Origin of the sequence: Myroides albus, from assembly GCF_024722315.1 — a bacterium.
Taxonomy (GTDB): Bacteria; Bacteroidota; Bacteroidia; order Flavobacteriales; family Flavobacteriaceae; genus Flavobacterium; species Flavobacterium album_A.
In genome coordinates this window covers 2,842,706-2,859,152 of record NZ_CP102754.1, presented here as the reverse complement: position 1 = coordinate 2,859,152, position 16,447 = coordinate 2,842,706, and the positions used below count along the sequence as shown (strand labels likewise).

Genomic DNA, 16,447 nt, shown 5'->3' with positions numbered 1-16,447 from the left:
GAATAAGTATTTTTGTGCATAAAAGTATTAAAAATTATGGTAACTACAGAACAACAGAAGGACATTATTGATCGCCTTGGTGCGTTAAGGAGGTATCTTTGACATCGATAAGAAGTTAATCGAGATCACTAATGAAGAAGAAAAAACCTTTGCACCAGACTTTTGGAACAATCCAAAACAGGCAGAAGTAATCGTAAAAAACCTAAAATCTAAAAAGAAATGGGTAGAAGGTTACGAGAGTGCAAAAAGCGCAATTGAAGAATTGCAGATACTTTTGGAGTTCTACTCTGAAGGCGAGGCTGCACAAGAGGATGTAGAGAGTCAATACCAAAGTGCTCTGACTATTATCGAAGAGTTAGAATTCAAAAACATGCTTTCTGACGAAGGAGATAATATGAGTGCTGTATTGCAAATTACCGCAGGTGCTGGTGGAACAGAGAGTTGCGATTGGGCCTCTATGCTCATGCGTATGTACATCATGTGGGGAGAGAAAAACGGCCTAAAAATCAAAGAACTCAACTACCAAGAAGGTGAGGTTGCTGGAGTAAAAACAGTTACTTTAGAATTTGATGGTGAATTTGCCTTTGGTTATTTAAAAGGAGAAAACGGCGTGCATCGACTTGTTCGTATCTCACCTTTTGACAGTAATGCCAAAAGACACACCTCGTTTGTCTCTGTCTACGTTTATCCCTTAGCCGATGATACCATTGAAATTGAAATCAGTCCAGCGGATATTTCATGGGAAACAATGCGTTCGAGTGGTGCTGGAGGGCAAAATGTAAACAAGGTAGAAACAGCAGTTCGACTGCGTCACCACCCTACTGGAATTATCATTGAAAACTCGGAGACTCGTTCTCAATTGGACAACAAAACAAAAGCGATGCAATTATTAAAGTCGCAATTATATGAAATCGAGCTCAAGAAAAAACAAGCCATGCGAGATGAAATCGAGGCTAACAAGAAAAAAATTGAGTGGGGATCTCAAATTAGAAACTATGTAATGCACCCATACAAACTTGTAAAAGATGTGCGTACAGGCAAAGAGTCTACAGATGTAGATGATGTAATGGATGGTGGAATTGACCAGTTTTTAAAAGCCTATCTAATGATGATGGGACAAAAAGATGAGGATTAAGACACACAAATAAAGAAAGACTGCTTTAAAGCAGTCTTTTTTTATTTACCAACATTGCTTTTTTTAAATCTCCCCTGAAAAGATCTACCTCAAATAAACCCAAACAAAACCTTCTTAGCGATTATTTCCATAGAAAGACAAGCTAATCGCTCAACTACAATAAAGCCTCTTAAAACTCTTTAATAGCAATAAAAAAAGGAAAGCACTATGTACTTTCCTTTCTATGATTATAAATAAATTGTCTTTTTAGATAAACAGGGATACAAGATAGTAAACCACCATAGCGATTATCGCAGATACAGGAATAGTTAAAATCCATGCCCATAAAAGATTAATAGTCACCCCCCATCTTACAGCGGATACACGCTTAGTGATACCTACCCCGATGATAGAACCTGTAATAGTATGAGTAGTAGATACAGGAATTCCCAAGTGCTCTGTTACATACAAAGCCACAGCTCCAGCTGTCTCAGCAGCAACTCCTTCCAATGGAGTTACTTTGGTAATCTTTGACCCCATTGTTTTAACAATCTTCCATCCTCCCGATAAAGTACCTAAACCGATGAAAATGAATGATGCCAAAGGCACCCACCACCAATGCTCTACAAACACAGAGAAAGTATTTACACCTTCTACAGTATATGCCGGGTCCATATCGATATTAATGTGATAGTAAATTACCGCCGCCCCGATAATACCCATTACCTTTTGAGCGTCATTTCCACCATGTCCTAAAGAGAACAACGCAGAAGACACCAACTGCAAACGCTTAAACCACACTTCGCACTTGTGGTGATTCATCTTGCGGCAAATCCACAAAATAGCCACTGTGATAAAGTATGCTAAAAACATCCCTAAGAAAGGGGCTCCAAAGATAAAAAGGAAAATAGGAACAACTTTTTCATATACAATAACATCCACTCCTCCTGGCGCAAATCCACCAGCGTGAGCTACAGCTGCCCCAATAAATCCACCAATTAATGTATGTGAAGACGAAGATGGAATACCCAACTTCCAAGTAATTAAATTCCAAATAATTGCCGCAACCAATCCCGATAAAATTACCTCCAAAGTAATAAAGTCAATATTGACTGATTTGGCGATTGTATTACCAATTTTAAATTCTCCAATAATATACAAAGAGATAAAATAGGCGACAAAGTTAAATGCAGCTGCCCACAAAACTGCTTGAAACGGAGTTAGTACTCTCGTAGTTACAATAGTGGCAATAGAATTGGCAGCATCGTGAAATCCGTTAATATAATCAAAACCAAGAGCTAATATGATAATAACAATCAGCATTATACCAGCTTGATTACTTAACATTTCTGTTATAAACTCCATAAGTATAAACCTTAGTTATTAAGCATATTTTACTGTAATAGTCTCCAATACGTTAGCTACGTCTCTACAACTATCAGTAGCAGATTCAAGAGCCATCATGACCTCTTTATACTTAATTATTTCTATTGCATTACTTTCATTCTCAAAAATATCAGCTACGGCTTTATCAAATACCTTATCTGCTTTTCGCTCTAATCGAGAAATATTCTTACAAACCTCAGCCAATGCTGTTAAATTCTTCATGTCTTTCAGTTCTAATAACCCACGTGAGACTTCACTACAAGCCTCTAAATTAGCCTCTGTCAACTTTCGAAGCGGTTTAGTTACCTTGTCTATTTGGTACAAACGCATACGAGAAGCAGCATCAGATAGATTATCTGCAATAGCGTCAACAGCAGTTATAAGGTTGTGGATATCTTCTCTGTCAAAAGGTGTAATGAAGTTTTTTCCCAATTCAACACGAGTGGTTTGGGCAATAGCCTCAATATCTTGTTTTAGGACTTCTACATCTTTAAGTAATTTATCTCTTTCTTTTGCTGGAGCATTTACTGCTTCATGCAAGGTTTTTGAAAGTGTCTTAATCTTACTTGCTGCCTTTTCAAATAATGGATAAAAAGTTTTATCCTTAGGCACTAAAAACTGAAAAATACTATTTAATGACATTGTAAATAAAATGTGTAAATAAAACGAGACAAAATTACACTAATAAAACCATACAATAGTACGCTAATTGCGTTTTTTTTTAAATAATCAATTCTCACAGCACTTGTTTTATATCATTCTAATTTTTGTATTTTAGCGAAAACGATTACACAGAACAACAGAAATAACCAAACTACTATGGATATAAACTTCAATAAAAACGAAGACCACAACAAGCTTTTACTTTCTGACTTAAAGAGAAAACTTGTCAAAGTTAAACTTGGTGGTGGAGAAAAGAGAATTGCCAAATTACACGAGCAAGGTAAATTAACAGCAAGAGAAAGAATTGATTACTTATTAGACAAAGGTGCAAAGAGTATAGAGATCGGTGCATTTGTAGGGGATCAAATGTATGAAGAACACGGTGGTTGTCCATCGGGAGGTGTTGTTGTTAAAATAGGATATATAAAAGGAAAACAATGTATCGTAGTGGCTAATGACGCTACGGTTAAAGCAGGAGCTTGGTTCCCTATTACAGGTAAAAAGAACTTAAGAGCCCAAGAAATTGCCATTGAAAACAAGCTGCCTATCATTTATTTGGTAGATAGCGCAGGTGTTTACTTGCCTTTGCAAGATGAAATTTTCCCTGACAAAGAACACTTCGGACGTATATTCAGAAACAATGCTGTGATGAGCAGTATGGGTATTACCCAAATTGCAGCAGTCATGGGAAGCTGTGTTGCAGGTGGCGCTTATTTACCGATTATGAGTGATGAGGCCTTAATTGTAGACAAAACAGGCAGTATTTTCCTTGCAGGTAGCTATTTAGTAAAAGCTGCAATTGGTGAGAGTATAGATAACGAAACACTTGGTGGTGCAACAACACACTGTGAAATATCAGGTGTAACTGACTACAAGGCCAAAGACGACAAAGATGCTCTTGATACTATTAAGAACATCGTAGATAAAATAGGTGATTTTGACAAAGCTGGTTACAATAGAGTTAAACCAGCAAAACCAAGTTTACCGCAAGAAGACATTTATGGTATACTACCAAAGGCACGTTCGGAACAGTATGATATGCTGGAGATCATCAAACGCCTTGTAGACAACTCTGAATTTGAACAGTATAAAGAAGGATACGGACAGACAATCATTACTGGGTATGCACGTATTGATGGTTGGGCTGTAGGAATTGTAGCTAATCAGCGCAAAGTAGTAAAAACTAAAAAAGGCGAAATGCAATTCGGTGGAGTGATATACTCTGATTCAGCAGACAAAGCAACGCGTTTTATAGCCAACTGTAATCAAAAGAAAATACCATTAGTCTTCTTACAAGACGTTACTGGATTTATGGTAGGATCTAAATCAGAGCACGGAGGAATTATCAAAGATGGAGCAAAAATGGTTAATGCCGTTGCCAATTCAGTAGTTCCAAAATTCACCGTTGTAGTAGGAAACTCTTATGGAGCTGGAAACTATGCCATGTGTGGAAAAGCTTATGATCCAAGACTTATCTTTGCATGGCCAAGTGCAGAACTTGCCGTAATGGGAGGTGCACAAGCAGCTAAAGTTTTACTACAAATCGAAGCTTCTTCCCTAAAAGCCAAAGGAGAAGAACTTACTGCTGCACAAGAAGAAGAATTGTTCAATAAAATAAAAGCTAAATACGACAATCAAGTATCTCCCTATTATGCAGCTGCAAGATTGTGGACAGATGCTATTATCGATCCTTTAGATACCAGAACATGGATATCTATGGGAATTGAAGCAGCTAATCACGCACCAATTGAAAAACCCTTTAACCTTGGCGTGATTCAAGTATAATTACAAAACAAACAAAAAAGCCTTTAAGATGTCTTAAAGGCTTTTTTGTTTTGTATTTTAGTTTGCTTGTTTCAATTAGTTTACTACTGGGAGTATCAATCTTTACTCTTGGTGATATTTTACTTGACTAGTATCCACAACTGTGTTGTATTGTGATTTAAACACAATTAAATTATTTCTCTATAAAACACCTTAATTCACATAAAGGATATACAACAAAGAAGTAACAGAGATAAATATCCAAAGCCCTACTCCTTCTAACAGGGGTTTAACTCCGACAGATTTAACCGTGCGGTAAGATAAAGAAGTACCTATTAAAAATAAAGTTAAGGTTAAAGCTTTTTTGGAAATTTCAACAATATAAGGACCTATAGTCTGTACAAAGGGAATATATGAATTAGCAAGCATGGCTAAAACGAATAAACCGATAAAATAAGGCAACTTAACCTTACCCCCCTTATTGTTAAACAAAACTGTTGACAAGAACGCTACGGGAATAACCCATAAAGCACGCGCTAATTTTACAGTCGTAGCCACTTCTAAAGCCTGGTCACCATACTTTGCAGCCGCGCCTACTACCGAACTAGTATCGTGAATGGCAATAGCTGACCAAAGTCCAAAGTCAACTTGACTAAGTCCTAATGCATGACCTATCGGAGGAAATATAATCAAGGCCAAAGAATTTAAAATAAAGACAATCCCCAAAGCCACAGATATTTGTTTCTCATCAGCCTTTATCACAGGAGAGACTGCAGCGATCGCACTACCTCCACAGATAGCCGTACCCGATGAAATAAGGTAAGAAATCTTCTTATCTATTTTAAGGGCTTTACCAAGGATAAAACCTAAAACAAGGGTTAGAAATATAGAGAAGATCGTCAAGATAAACCCATCTTTACCCGCAGAAATAGCACTGTAAACATTCATACCAAATCCCAGACCAACAACCGCTACTTTTAATAAAAGTCCAGTTGCTTTCTTTGTTTGGCTATTATACGGATTTTCGAATATCTGCGCGTAGATAATTCCCAATACCAAAGCAGTTGCTGAGGATATAAAAGGGAAAAAACTCAAAAGAGCTAAACCGATTAAAACAATCTTTGCAAGATTAGTTCCACTATTGTTGTTTGTTGACATTATTATCTGATTTTACTTTGCAAATTTCCTACAGTAAACTCAAATAAGTAAATACATAATTGTTATACTCTATAACTTTAAGTTATACGATTGTGCAAAACGAATAAATAATTCAACCAAAGCACTCTCCTGCCCTTGACGTTGAATAACACTAAAATAGCGGTGAATATCCAATCCATTAATATCTACCACGATCAACTCGTTGTATTTAAGCTCTTTTAAAATGGCGTGAATAGACAAAAAAGCAAAGCTATTAGAGTGCATTAAATACATCTTAATACTCTCTGTGCTTGAAAAACTCATATCGCTTTTTAAATCATGGACAGAAATTCCAACCTTATTAAGGTTACTCTCAATCACATCAAGAGTTCCAGAACCACTCTCGCGAAGTAAAAAAGTAAAATTCTTCAAATCACTTGGCGATACAACACCACTTTTAACAAAGGGATTATTTGCTTTACACACCAGTACGATCTCATCTTTGATAAAGTCAATATACTTAATCTGCGGATTCTTACTGTTGCCTTCAACCATTCCCACATCGATTTGCTTATTCAACAAAGCGTTTTCGATAGCAAAAGTATTGTCCGATACAACGTCTATGTGTATATCACCCACTTTCTCTCTAAAGGCAGCTAACATTGGCGGCAAAACGTACTGAGAGATAGTAGTACTGGCTCCCAGGCGAAGACTTCCATCCATCTTGGCATTTAAAGCGTGCATATCAAACTCTAAATTTCGATAAGTAGAGAAAATATCTTCGGCATAGCCACACAGCAATTCACCTGATTCAGTAAGCGCTATCTTCATGCCATTTCTCACAAATAACTTTGTCTTATAATACGACTCTATCTCTTGTATATGCTTTGTTACAGCTGGTTGCGAAATCAACAATACCTTAGCAGCCTTGGTAAAGCTGTTTTTCTTTGCTACCGTATAAAAAACCTTTAAGCGAAAATCAAACATAGTACTCTAAGTATAAGTGAAAATAGTTTAAACCAACAAATTAGACAATTAATCCCACGAATTATATAACATAATCTACTAAGGTAGCTCTAACTTTGTAATACAAAAATAAACTAACAACTTAAGTTATGACAACAAAATATAAAATAAAAGGTATAGGATGTCAAGGGTGCATCGATTCAATAGAAAAACTAGTAGCTGATCACCCAGAATTGGAAGCAAAAGTAACTTTATCTGACCATTCCATAGAAGTTAAAAAAGACAGTATAGATAAGGTTGCTTTAAATGAAATAATCTCCAAAACGGGGCATTATTCATTAGAGTAGACAAAAGGAATGTCGAAATAAAAAGAGCTGTCACCAGGCAGCTCTTTTTGTTATCTTGTCTTTAACCAACCCGTAATGCTATATCGCGTATGGTTAACCATCTTCACCTCGTGTTCTAACGCTTTGCTATCAAAGATAACCAATCGCCCAGGCAATGCATGGATAATCTCCTGTTTCTCATTTGCATTTTCATCTTGAAGATAAATAGCAAGCTCACCACCCCAACTCGGATTCCAGTGTTCATCGTTTAAGTATAACACCATCGATAAGGTGCGTCTGGTATCACTGTGAAAAATATCCAAGTGTCTCTTGTAAAATGTACCAGGAGGATAACACGCATAGTGAAACTCTCCCCCTTGTAAACCTAAATAACAAGTGCGATTAACATATAAGATAAAGTCATTTACTTTATCAAAATACATTTTCTCTACTTCATCAGGTTCTGTCTGATCTAACCACAAAATAGAATCACCTCGTATTTCTTCAACGATTTGTTCATTTTCGTTATTCCCAATAGCTGCTTTTTTGAAACTGCTTAATTCTCGTTTAAGTTTCAAGTTTGCTCGGAACAGTTCTATTTCCTGTGCAGTAAAAAAAGCGTCTACTACAGAGTATTTACGATTCATCAAATCGCCTATTATTAACTCATAAAATAAATTAACCTCAAAATCACTCATGTATTACTAAATAAAACTTACGCAAATATAATTTACAGAACAAAAAAAACAATACACTATATTACACTTTTTTATACCCTATCGTGTTAAAATTTACAGTACAAATTCAAGGCCATTTTTTGTCATCTTTATATTATTATTACTTTATCAAGTAAATTTTATCATTATTTCTTATTGTAGAATAGAAATATTGAGTACTTTTGTTTTTAATTAATCTAAATAAGATGCATACTGTACTATTTACTATTATTGCATTTGGTTTTTTTATGCTTTACAATACATCGAAAAAAGTAAAGTTCGAAAAGCAATGTGCTCTAACAAATTGGATAAGAAATAACAAAAAGATAGCCACTATATTAGCTTATAGTTTATTAGCAATTAGTTTTGTTTTAGAAATACGCTTAGATGGCTTTGCTATTGGGGCATTTACCTATTTCGTCTATCTGATGTTTATAGGTATAGCCATTTTATCACTCTACCCAACTATCGCTATTAGAACCAAACACATTGCATCTATAGTAGGGTTATGTCTTTTTTTTGAAGTAGTTATATTCTAATCACTTGTCATGCCAGCAAATAAAAAACACTTAGAAACCTCAATCTTACAAAGGTTTTTAAAGATTACCGCGGGATTAATCGGAGGGCTTTTACTCACCGTTACCCTACACTTGTTCTTCATGTATTTTTTTAATAAAGAAGTTGTTTATACCACAATGTTTGTCACAGCATATATTATATGGGCATCTCTATTTGTCGTAGCCTTCTTGTTTGACAATGGCTTAAAAGTATGGGGGATCTACTTAGGTCTGAGCTTGTTGTTTTACCTACCCTATTTACTTTAAGACAGACTACATTACACAATACTATCAAAAAAACCATGAACGTAAAAAACTACAATCGATATTTTCACCTACATACAATCAGTGGAATTATCATTACAGTAATATTATATATATTCTTTTTTGCAGGCTCATTTGCCTTTTTTAAAAATGAAATAAACAGTTGGCAAAATAATGCTCCTAAAAAACAATATTCAGCCACAACAATAGACTACGATACAATCTTAGATTCCATTGATACACAGTATGGGTTATACGGAAGAAGTGTATCTTTTAGACTTTCGCAAAAAACAAGAGCAGTAGGCCTGAATATTCAAGCAACTCAAGATTCGCTAAACCCCAAAGCTAAAGAAAGAAGTTTTGGCAGTTTGGATCCAGAATCACTTGAACTAAAAAGTTACAGTGAAGGATATGCCTTAGGAGAGTTCTTATACCGTCTACATTTTTTTGCGCAGGTAAACTCCTTAGGTAATTTCATGGGATGGCCTATTGGCTATATGATTGCGGGGTTTGTTTCGTTTGCCTTTTTATTTGCCCTTATTACAGGTCTATTAGTACATTGGCAAAAAATAGTATCAAACTTTTACATCTTTAGACCTTGGGAAAAAATAAAAACGGTGTGGACTGACCTACACACTGCCTTAGGAGTTATTTCCTTCCCATTTCAGCTAATCTTTGCTGTTACTGGCTGTTACTTTCTGATGAACTACTATATCATCATGAATAGCGTTGCGCTAATCGGTTACCAAGGGGATAATCAAAAACTACAAGAAGAGGCCAGCTACAGAAGATCACAAAGCAAGGAAATTGTATTTCAAAATAAGCCTTTAGGCAAAGAAGTTGACTTAAACTACTATGTAGATAAGACAATCCAAAAATGGGACGGCGCTATCCTATCAATGGTTCAAGTAACCAATTATGGAGACCAAGGAATGACTGTGCGAATTACAGGTAATGCTCCAAGAGAAAAGCGCTTTCACAGTCAAGGAGAAATCATATACGAAGTAGCCACCGGTGAGCAACAAGAAATTAGCAATCCCAACAAAGCACCAGGATATGGTTATACCTTTGCCAATATCATATACGAATTGCATTTTGGCGCATTTGGAGGATATGCCACTCGTATCGCTTACTTCTTAGTAGGTATTGCTGGATGTATTGTCATCCTATCGGGAGTACTGATTTGGCTTGTAGCAAGAGATAAAAAAAATGTACCAGAACGCAAGCGCAAATTTAACTTTTGGCTGGCAAACATATATATGGCAATTTGCTTATCGATGTATCCAATTACAGCTTTAAGTTTCATCGCAGTAAAAATAAATCCAAATGCAGGTCAAGAATATATATATTCTTTCTATTTTTGGAGCTGGCTCATAGCTTCAATACTGCTATCTGCACGTAAGAGCATTTATAAAACCAATCGAGATTGCCTTTTATTAGGTAGTATCATTGGACTTATTATACCTCTGGTCAATGGTATTGTGACAGGTTCATGGTTTTGGGACAATTGGAAAAACGGGTATCACGATATCCTATTGATAGATTTGTTCTGGATTATTGTGCCTATTATTACGCTCATTGCATGGAAATTAATAAGAAATAAACATGAGCAAAAACAAATGACAAATTAAAGAGAAACGCTTTGGCAATGCCAAAGCGTTTTCTTTTTATCGCAAAGCAAGTAATGCTATAACGCAAAACTACCTATGAGTTTTAAACTAATGTGAAGCCGAGGGGTAAACTATTCTCCTGCTAATAAATACCTTACCTCCATTAAAGCAAAGCCCAAGAGATTCAGTCCATTCCACTGCATTGGGTTATTGATTTTCTCATTATCAGCAGCTAAACCGACTCCCCAAATGGTATCCACAGGGCTCGCCTCTACCAGTATTCTATTTTTGGTATTGAGTAAGAACTCCTTCAAATCAGCATTCTGATTGAATTTGTGATAATTGCCTTCAACGACAATCGCGTAGCGATTCTCTACCCAGACATCTTCCTTAAAGCCTTTTACTTCTCTACCTAAGGCCTTCATCTCCATAGGACTTTTCGCCTGCATAATGCGGTTGTATATCTCAACATCGTTAAATAGTAAAGCTTTCTGTGCCATCATCCAATGTTCTGTAGAAACATACACTTGTCCATCAACTGCAAACGGAGAAGTCCACCATTGACTAAAACACGAAGAGGTAATCAAACCGCTCTTGCTCTTTTGATGTCCCCAAAAAAATACGTATTTCCCCCGTTTGCCTTTTCGATAATCCTCGATATGTCGCTTTAAACTATATTGCTTTTCAAATTTCATCGCTTACTTTACTTATTTTAAGTAACGCAAAATTAAATAAATAAAACAAGATGAACTCTCCCTTTTAATACACAGCATCAAAAACACCTTGCGCTGTAGAAATTAAAATTATTTGATTGTTATAAAATAAAGCATTGACATAATGCTTTATCTTACTGAGAAATGGTGTTTTTTACAATATTGAAATTTTATACAAAAAGTAGTCAAAAAGACAAGTTCGTCAACTACCGAACCACCCTCAAAAGCTTACAAACAAAGGCCTTAATCCAAATTCACTCGGAGATCCTTCGGTGAATCTTCAAAAAAACATGGGAAAATGAAGGGTTTTGCGAGCAACTCCCGAACAAACACCGAACAAATCGGCATAAACACAGGGAATTAATCAGAAAAAATCGAAAAAACACCACGGAAATGATTAAAAATGAAAAACCATAATTTGAGATTAAAAGTACTTTTTACTTTAACTTAGAAAAGCTTAAATATTATTTGATTTACATACACACAGAGCAAAAGAACAACTCTTTAAATCAATAGTCCAACAAAATTTACAAGGTAAAAATACAAAAAACATCTACATTCTTATAAACTCTTTATACAGATTGAAGGACTAAAAAGTTCTCTTTCGAATCACTGCTACTTTGCTTAACGCCTATTGATTTCCACAGACTTGCCATCGCGCACTTCATAGCTAATTTCTTCTGAATCACCGAATTCTGTTTGACTCCAATACCTAACTAAATAAAAATTATCATCTATGACTTTGTATTCGTATTTTGATTCATTACCTCTACCATCTGCTGTCTCTACAACCAAAACCTCTTTAAGGTGATCAGCTCTCACGTAATGACCAAATTCGTCCCTGTACTGGGGTTGGTAGTCGAATTTTTTACTTATTGGATTATAAATTAAGAGGTATAATCCATAATCACGTCTTGCCTGAAAGGGAAAACGGTGATAGACAACAAGGTCTAAATACCCATCAAAATTGTAATCCTCCAATATGGTATTTAACTCTTCTTGCTTATAACAATAAGAGAATGGCAGTTCTACTTCTTGCAATAACTTCCTATTGCTATCATATAGTTTAATAGCGTCAAACTCATAATAATGCTTCTGTATGTCGCTATCATCACTTTCTCTTGTATTTAAGGTATAAAAGTATTGTTCAGAAGGTTGTTTCTCAACAGCGATTAACTCAAAATCTAATTGTTTAGAAGTGAGCATATTTGTCCATATTCCTGATACAACATCAAAATTTTGAAAGTCCTTTGCCGTAAATAAACCGGTATTGATCATCTTCTTGCTTTGAAAGTTATAAACCTCCTCTCCAATTCTCAAATCCCCTTTATGATAGGTTCCGCTAATACCTATTGGTTCATTATTAGGATATTTCTTATACGTATAATATCCATAAATACTATTACTTTCCATATACTCCATATAGAGTCTAATAGGATAGCTTCCTATCTTTCCTTTATAAGTAATAACCCTTCTCTCAACCGCCTTTTGACCAAGCATACTAAAGCTAACCAAACAAGAAAATAGTACAAAGAATATTTGTATTCCCTTTATATTCACAAACTTAAAATCATTTATTTTACATTTATTAAAAGTAATACAATTCGCCCTTTTCTACAATTAAATAACGCTCACCTCCAACATAGAAAGGCCCTAAGCCTTGAGATCTAACGCTAATAAACACCACAAAAGAATCGGTAATACAGAAGGAAAATATCCTAAAATCAAAAACAATAGTAGCGCTCAAATCACAGGTTATTGTTTAAGTACTTTAGATAGTAATGCGCTAAGCTAATTGCTCGCAATACGATAAGCTGGATAAAGCAAAAAGTGGCTTGCTATTACACAAACCACTTTTACAAAAAGAAACATTTTAATCATTTAATTTTATTTTGACTATGAAAATAAATTAGAGATCCAAGTTATTATAAATGCAATTAATTTAATCATTGCATAAATCAGTAAACAAAAGACAATAATACCAATAAGTGAACGCACTGCTTTTTGGTTCACTTCTTTGATAATCTCCTTGTCATCTTCTACAAAGCCAACAATCAGACGCATATTGCGCAAATAACTTCGATTGAAAACATCAAGAATATTGCCAATCCAAAAAGGGATCATACCAATCAAGGTATCTCTTAGGATATTATAAATCACCGCCAGAGTCAATGGCAGTGAGCCAACTTTAAATAAACTTACATAAATAAAAGGAAGAGAAACAACCGAACTCACAGCGTCTCCTACTGTGGGAACTACACCCAGAATAGGATCTAAAAAATACTTGTCCATCACACTCGATATGGTTTTTAACAAGCGATAAGACTTAGACTCCTGTATCTTCAACATCTGCTGCAACTTGTCTTGTTGTCTATTATACTCGTGCACAACAGACTTATTAATTGTTGCTTTCTGTTTATTATCATCAATGCCTAATTCAACCTTAGCTTGACGTACTCTACTACTTTCCATTATACGCGCTATATTTCTAAAGTTTTACTTCCATTTAGTAGATCTTCAATATCTTGAGCAGAAATGTGAATATTTCCAACATCTGCTAACATGAGTAAACCCATTTTAACTTCATCTTGTCCTTCTGCAGTATTAATTTGACGCATTATCTCTCTCAATACAGAAGCTTTGTCACCTATATTATTCATTTGCTGTTTAAAATCACTTTGCATACGCTGCACTTGCTCTTCATAAAGAGCTCTTTCTCTTTCACCGATTTTCTTATCCACTTGCAACTGCGTCCACACTTGGATTAAGTCAACCGCTCCAACAACTAATTTATTTTGAGCATCCATCATGGCTGTAATATCTTCTTTTAAATAAGTTTCTTCTGCTTTTTGCTTCTTAACAAAAGCTTGGTTAAAAGCGTTCATATCTGCTACAGCAATCGCTTCGTCTATGAGCAACTCGCTTTTTAAATCAGAAGTAAATTTTGTCAAACGCTCTTTGACCTTATCATTCAAGGCGAATTTCTCCTGTTTTTGCAACTGAAAACTTTCAAGGTATTTTCGATCAAACTTGCTCTGAAGAATATCTTTACCAACTTGTAAACATTTAAGATAATCCTCCAAATGCTGTGCAATACTCAACTTTACCTTATCGCTTACACTTATTTCTTGAGCTATCTTCCTATTGCTGTTTTTCAAAAGAGCATGTAATTCACTGTAACGCTCAGTATTAGACTTTAATTCACCCAAAAGATAATCACACTCTTGTTTGTCTAACTTTAAACTCACTTGTACTTTATTATACCCATCAATCACGGGAAGACACCTCTCTTGCCAGTGGTAAACTTCCCTGTTATAAGTATCTTTTCCTATACCTAAAAACAACAAGAAAGGCTTTGTTGGCTTTAAAGCCTTAGCCTGTTCATACTCATCTTTTCCATCCACAATAAAAGCATTGTTAGTGGTGATAGTCTGATTATAGTAAGTAATCTGCTTTTGCGTATCGCTGATCTGTCTACTCAACTGATTATACTCTTCTAAAAGTCCATCCCTCTCTTTTTTGAGTTTTTGTAGCACAGCAGTATGGTAAATAGAGTTTATAAGTTCTCTGTACTGATCTTGCATTACCTGCCTTGCATAACGATAGAATATATGTGCTTTTGGCACAAGCAACTCGTTTAATACGCTGTGGATAATCATTAAGCGCTTCATATCTCCATTGACAAGTGCAACGTCGTAGATGACTTTAGACTTGAACTTCTCTAATTCACCCTCCAGTATAGTTGTCTTATTTGCAGCATCGACATAATGTCCCACCATGTCAATCACTGCTAAGACAATTAAAGCTTTATTCCCCTTAGACCTTCCCAATGAATTACCTACCTTTTGCAAAGTACCTTTAAAACTACCTCCTATTTCTTCCATCAAGACTCCACAAGAAGTTGCGAGTTTGTAATATTCCATTTCAACAGCTTTAAACATCTCTGTCGTGTTGAGATACTGTATCTTGTCAAAATCAAATAAATCAGGAGCCACTTGTTTAATTGAATCCCCAAAGACATCCATTAACCCCAAACTATATTGTCTATACATAGAAGCAATATCATCTCTTAGCATTACAAATTGATCGACTGACTCTTGAATCAAATCTTTCAGTTCTTCATATCCATTAACTACATTTGTATATTGATGAAAGATTGCCGCCGCCTGCTCTTGCAAGTTCTTTACCCCTTTATTACCAATAAAAGTCATAAAATCAAGCTTATCTAAAGTAGCACTATTTGAAGGCGTTTTTTCACAAAGTAAATCAGATACGACATTGAACTGATCCATTGCTCTGTTGAATAATTGCTCTAACCCTGTGATAACTTCACTTTCATTGCCTTGAGTTAACTGCATATACAGGTTGTATTGCTCTACCAAATACTTCGATTCATCATTGCAAACAAATGCTTTTTTTATCTCCTCTTTATTATTATATCGACGATAGGCTTGCCAAACAAGAGCTGAAATCTGTATCGAATCTCCCTTAATACCAAATTCTCTAAGTTCAAAAGCTAAATCAGCTCTATTATAAACAGAAGCATTTTGTACTAATTTCTTAGCAAGTGCTAATATCTTTTTATAGATAGCATCGTTCTCCATTGTATTTACTTTGTGTTTTTATAAACTGTGTTTCAATACTACTAAGGCTTGATTTCAAAGCGTATTCTGTTATATTGCCTAACAAACTCAAAGTTGTCAATCAATCTAATCGCTCAACGTGAAAATCGTTTTTACTACAATTCCCCTTTTTGTAATCATAGCCATATAAGCGCATTAATACTTCTTGCAACTCTTTTGCTCCATTGTAGAACGGACAAGAGGTATGTTGAATTGTCGTGACTACAACAGTCATTTCGGGAGTTAGGACTGTATTATTTACTCTCCTAATTCGCTTTGGCGTTACTTTAAAAACTCTTGACATACTACGCTGTGAATTAATATTAATACAAAATTATCTGCACTAACTGTCATAACACATCAGTCAGTTAGAAAAAAAACATTCACTTCTCCATAAGGACACATAACCACTCCATTTCTAACACAATACAATTAAAAAAGTACGAGTTACCTTATAAAATTACGTCATTTTCAAAGAAATTCCACAAAAAAAAGCCAAAGAACTTACTTAAAGACATAACTACCCAAAGCCTACTCTAACATTAAACCGCCATAACCCCAACAATGCATGCTACTAGTTTAGAAACAGAACCTTTTTTGAAACTTAAA

Annotated in this window: 15 protein-coding genes; 5 read left to right on the top strand and 10 right to left on the bottom strand. The window is 35.2% G+C overall.

The annotated features are described in order from the left end of the window. Positions 1–36 precede the first annotated feature (36 nt). Positions 37–1,135 (top strand): peptide chain release factor 2 gene (gene prfB / locus NWE55_RS12915; RefSeq protein ID WP_258204158.1). Its coding sequence is split into 2 segments (ribosomal slippage): positions 37–99 and positions 101–1,135, totalling 1,098 coding nucleotides; the frame shifts between segments, so codons are not numbered across the junction. 246 nt (positions 1,136–1,381) lie between these two features. Here prfB and NWE55_RS12910 read toward each other — a convergent pair. After that, positions 1,382–2,479 (bottom strand): inorganic phosphate transporter, encoded by a 1,098-nt coding sequence (locus NWE55_RS12910; protein ID WP_155092289.1) that lies wholly within the window; start codon positions 2,477–2,479, stop codon positions 1,382–1,384. Between the two features lie 18 nt (positions 2,480–2,497). Next, positions 2,498–3,142 carry a DUF47 domain-containing protein gene (locus tag NWE55_RS12905; RefSeq protein WP_155092290.1) on the bottom strand — a complete coding sequence of 215 codons (645 nt, stop codon included), beginning with the start codon at positions 3,140–3,142 and terminating at the stop codon, positions 2,498–2,500. 177 nt (positions 3,143–3,319) lie between these two features. On the opposite strand from NWE55_RS12905, the gene NWE55_RS12900 reads away from it, so the two are divergent. Next, positions 3,320–4,948, top strand: coding sequence for an acyl-CoA carboxylase subunit beta (locus NWE55_RS12900; protein ID WP_160339204.1), 1,629 nt, complete (start codon positions 3,320–3,322; stop codon positions 4,946–4,948). A gap of 192 nt (positions 4,949–5,140) precedes the next feature. Here the strand turns inward: NWE55_RS12900 and NWE55_RS12895 are convergent, their stop codons facing one another. Beyond that, positions 5,141–6,085: a YeiH family protein gene (locus NWE55_RS12895; protein ID WP_155092292.1), complete on the bottom strand. Its 945-nt coding sequence runs from the start codon at positions 6,083–6,085 to the stop codon at positions 5,141–5,143. 69 nt (positions 6,086–6,154) lie between these two features. Beyond that, positions 6,155–7,051 (bottom strand): LysR family transcriptional regulator, encoded by an 897-nt coding sequence (locus tag NWE55_RS12890; protein WP_155092293.1) that lies wholly within the window; start codon positions 7,049–7,051, stop codon positions 6,155–6,157. 128 nt (positions 7,052–7,179) lie between these two features. On the opposite strand from NWE55_RS12890, the gene NWE55_RS12885 reads away from it, so the two are divergent. Beyond that, positions 7,180–7,377 carry a heavy-metal-associated domain-containing protein gene (locus NWE55_RS12885; RefSeq protein ID WP_155092294.1) on the top strand — a complete coding sequence of 66 codons (198 nt, stop codon included), beginning with the start codon at positions 7,180–7,182 and terminating at the stop codon, positions 7,375–7,377. 50 nt (positions 7,378–7,427) lie between these two features. Here NWE55_RS12885 and NWE55_RS12880 read toward each other — a convergent pair whose 3' ends face one another. Then, on the bottom strand, positions 7,428–8,054 hold the full coding sequence (locus NWE55_RS12880; RefSeq protein ID WP_258204157.1) for a 2OG-Fe(II) oxygenase: 627 nt from the start codon (positions 8,052–8,054) through the stop codon (positions 7,428–7,430). 224 nt (positions 8,055–8,278) lie between these two features. On the opposite strand from NWE55_RS12880, the gene NWE55_RS12875 reads away from it, so the two are divergent. Both NWE55_RS12875 and NWE55_RS12870 read left to right on the top strand, forming a co-directional pair. Then, positions 8,279–8,611: a hypothetical protein gene (locus tag NWE55_RS12875; RefSeq protein WP_258204156.1), complete on the top strand. Its 333-nt coding sequence runs from the start codon at positions 8,279–8,281 to the stop codon at positions 8,609–8,611. A 230-nt stretch (positions 8,612–8,841) separates the two neighbouring features. After that, positions 8,842–10,524: a PepSY-associated TM helix domain-containing protein gene (locus NWE55_RS12870; RefSeq protein WP_258204155.1), complete on the top strand. Its 1,683-nt coding sequence runs from the start codon at positions 8,842–8,844 to the stop codon at positions 10,522–10,524. A gap of 110 nt (positions 10,525–10,634) precedes the next feature. On the opposite strand, the gene ybiA is transcribed toward NWE55_RS12870, so the two are convergent. The 5 genes from ybiA to NWE55_RS12845 all read right to left on the bottom strand — a co-directional run bounded on the left by ybiA (position 10,635) and on the right by NWE55_RS12845 (position 16,142). Beyond that, positions 10,635–11,198 carry a riboflavin biosynthesis intermediates N-glycosidase gene (gene ybiA / locus NWE55_RS12865; protein ID WP_258204154.1) on the bottom strand — a complete coding sequence of 188 codons (564 nt, stop codon included), beginning with the start codon at positions 11,196–11,198 and terminating at the stop codon, positions 10,635–10,637. Between the two features lie 642 nt (positions 11,199–11,840). After that, positions 11,841–12,716, bottom strand: a complete 876-nt coding sequence (locus tag NWE55_RS12860; RefSeq protein WP_258204153.1) for an XAC2610-related protein — start codon at positions 12,714–12,716, stop codon at positions 11,841–11,843. Between the two features lie 396 nt (positions 12,717–13,112). Next, positions 13,113–13,688, bottom strand: coding sequence for a DUF4112 domain-containing protein (locus tag NWE55_RS12855; protein ID WP_155092299.1), 576 nt, complete (start codon positions 13,686–13,688; stop codon positions 13,113–13,115). 8 nt (positions 13,689–13,696) lie between these two features. Beyond that, positions 13,697–15,820 carry a hypothetical protein gene (locus NWE55_RS12850; protein ID WP_258204152.1) on the bottom strand — a complete coding sequence of 708 codons (2,124 nt, stop codon included), beginning with the start codon at positions 15,818–15,820 and terminating at the stop codon, positions 13,697–13,699. A gap of 100 nt (positions 15,821–15,920) precedes the next feature. Continuing rightward, the gene (locus NWE55_RS12845; protein ID WP_155092301.1) at positions 15,921–16,142 is read right to left on the bottom strand and encodes a DUF6140 family protein; all 222 of its coding nucleotides are present in this window, start codon (positions 16,140–16,142) and stop codon (positions 15,921–15,923) included. Positions 16,143–16,447: the final 305 nt, after the last annotated feature.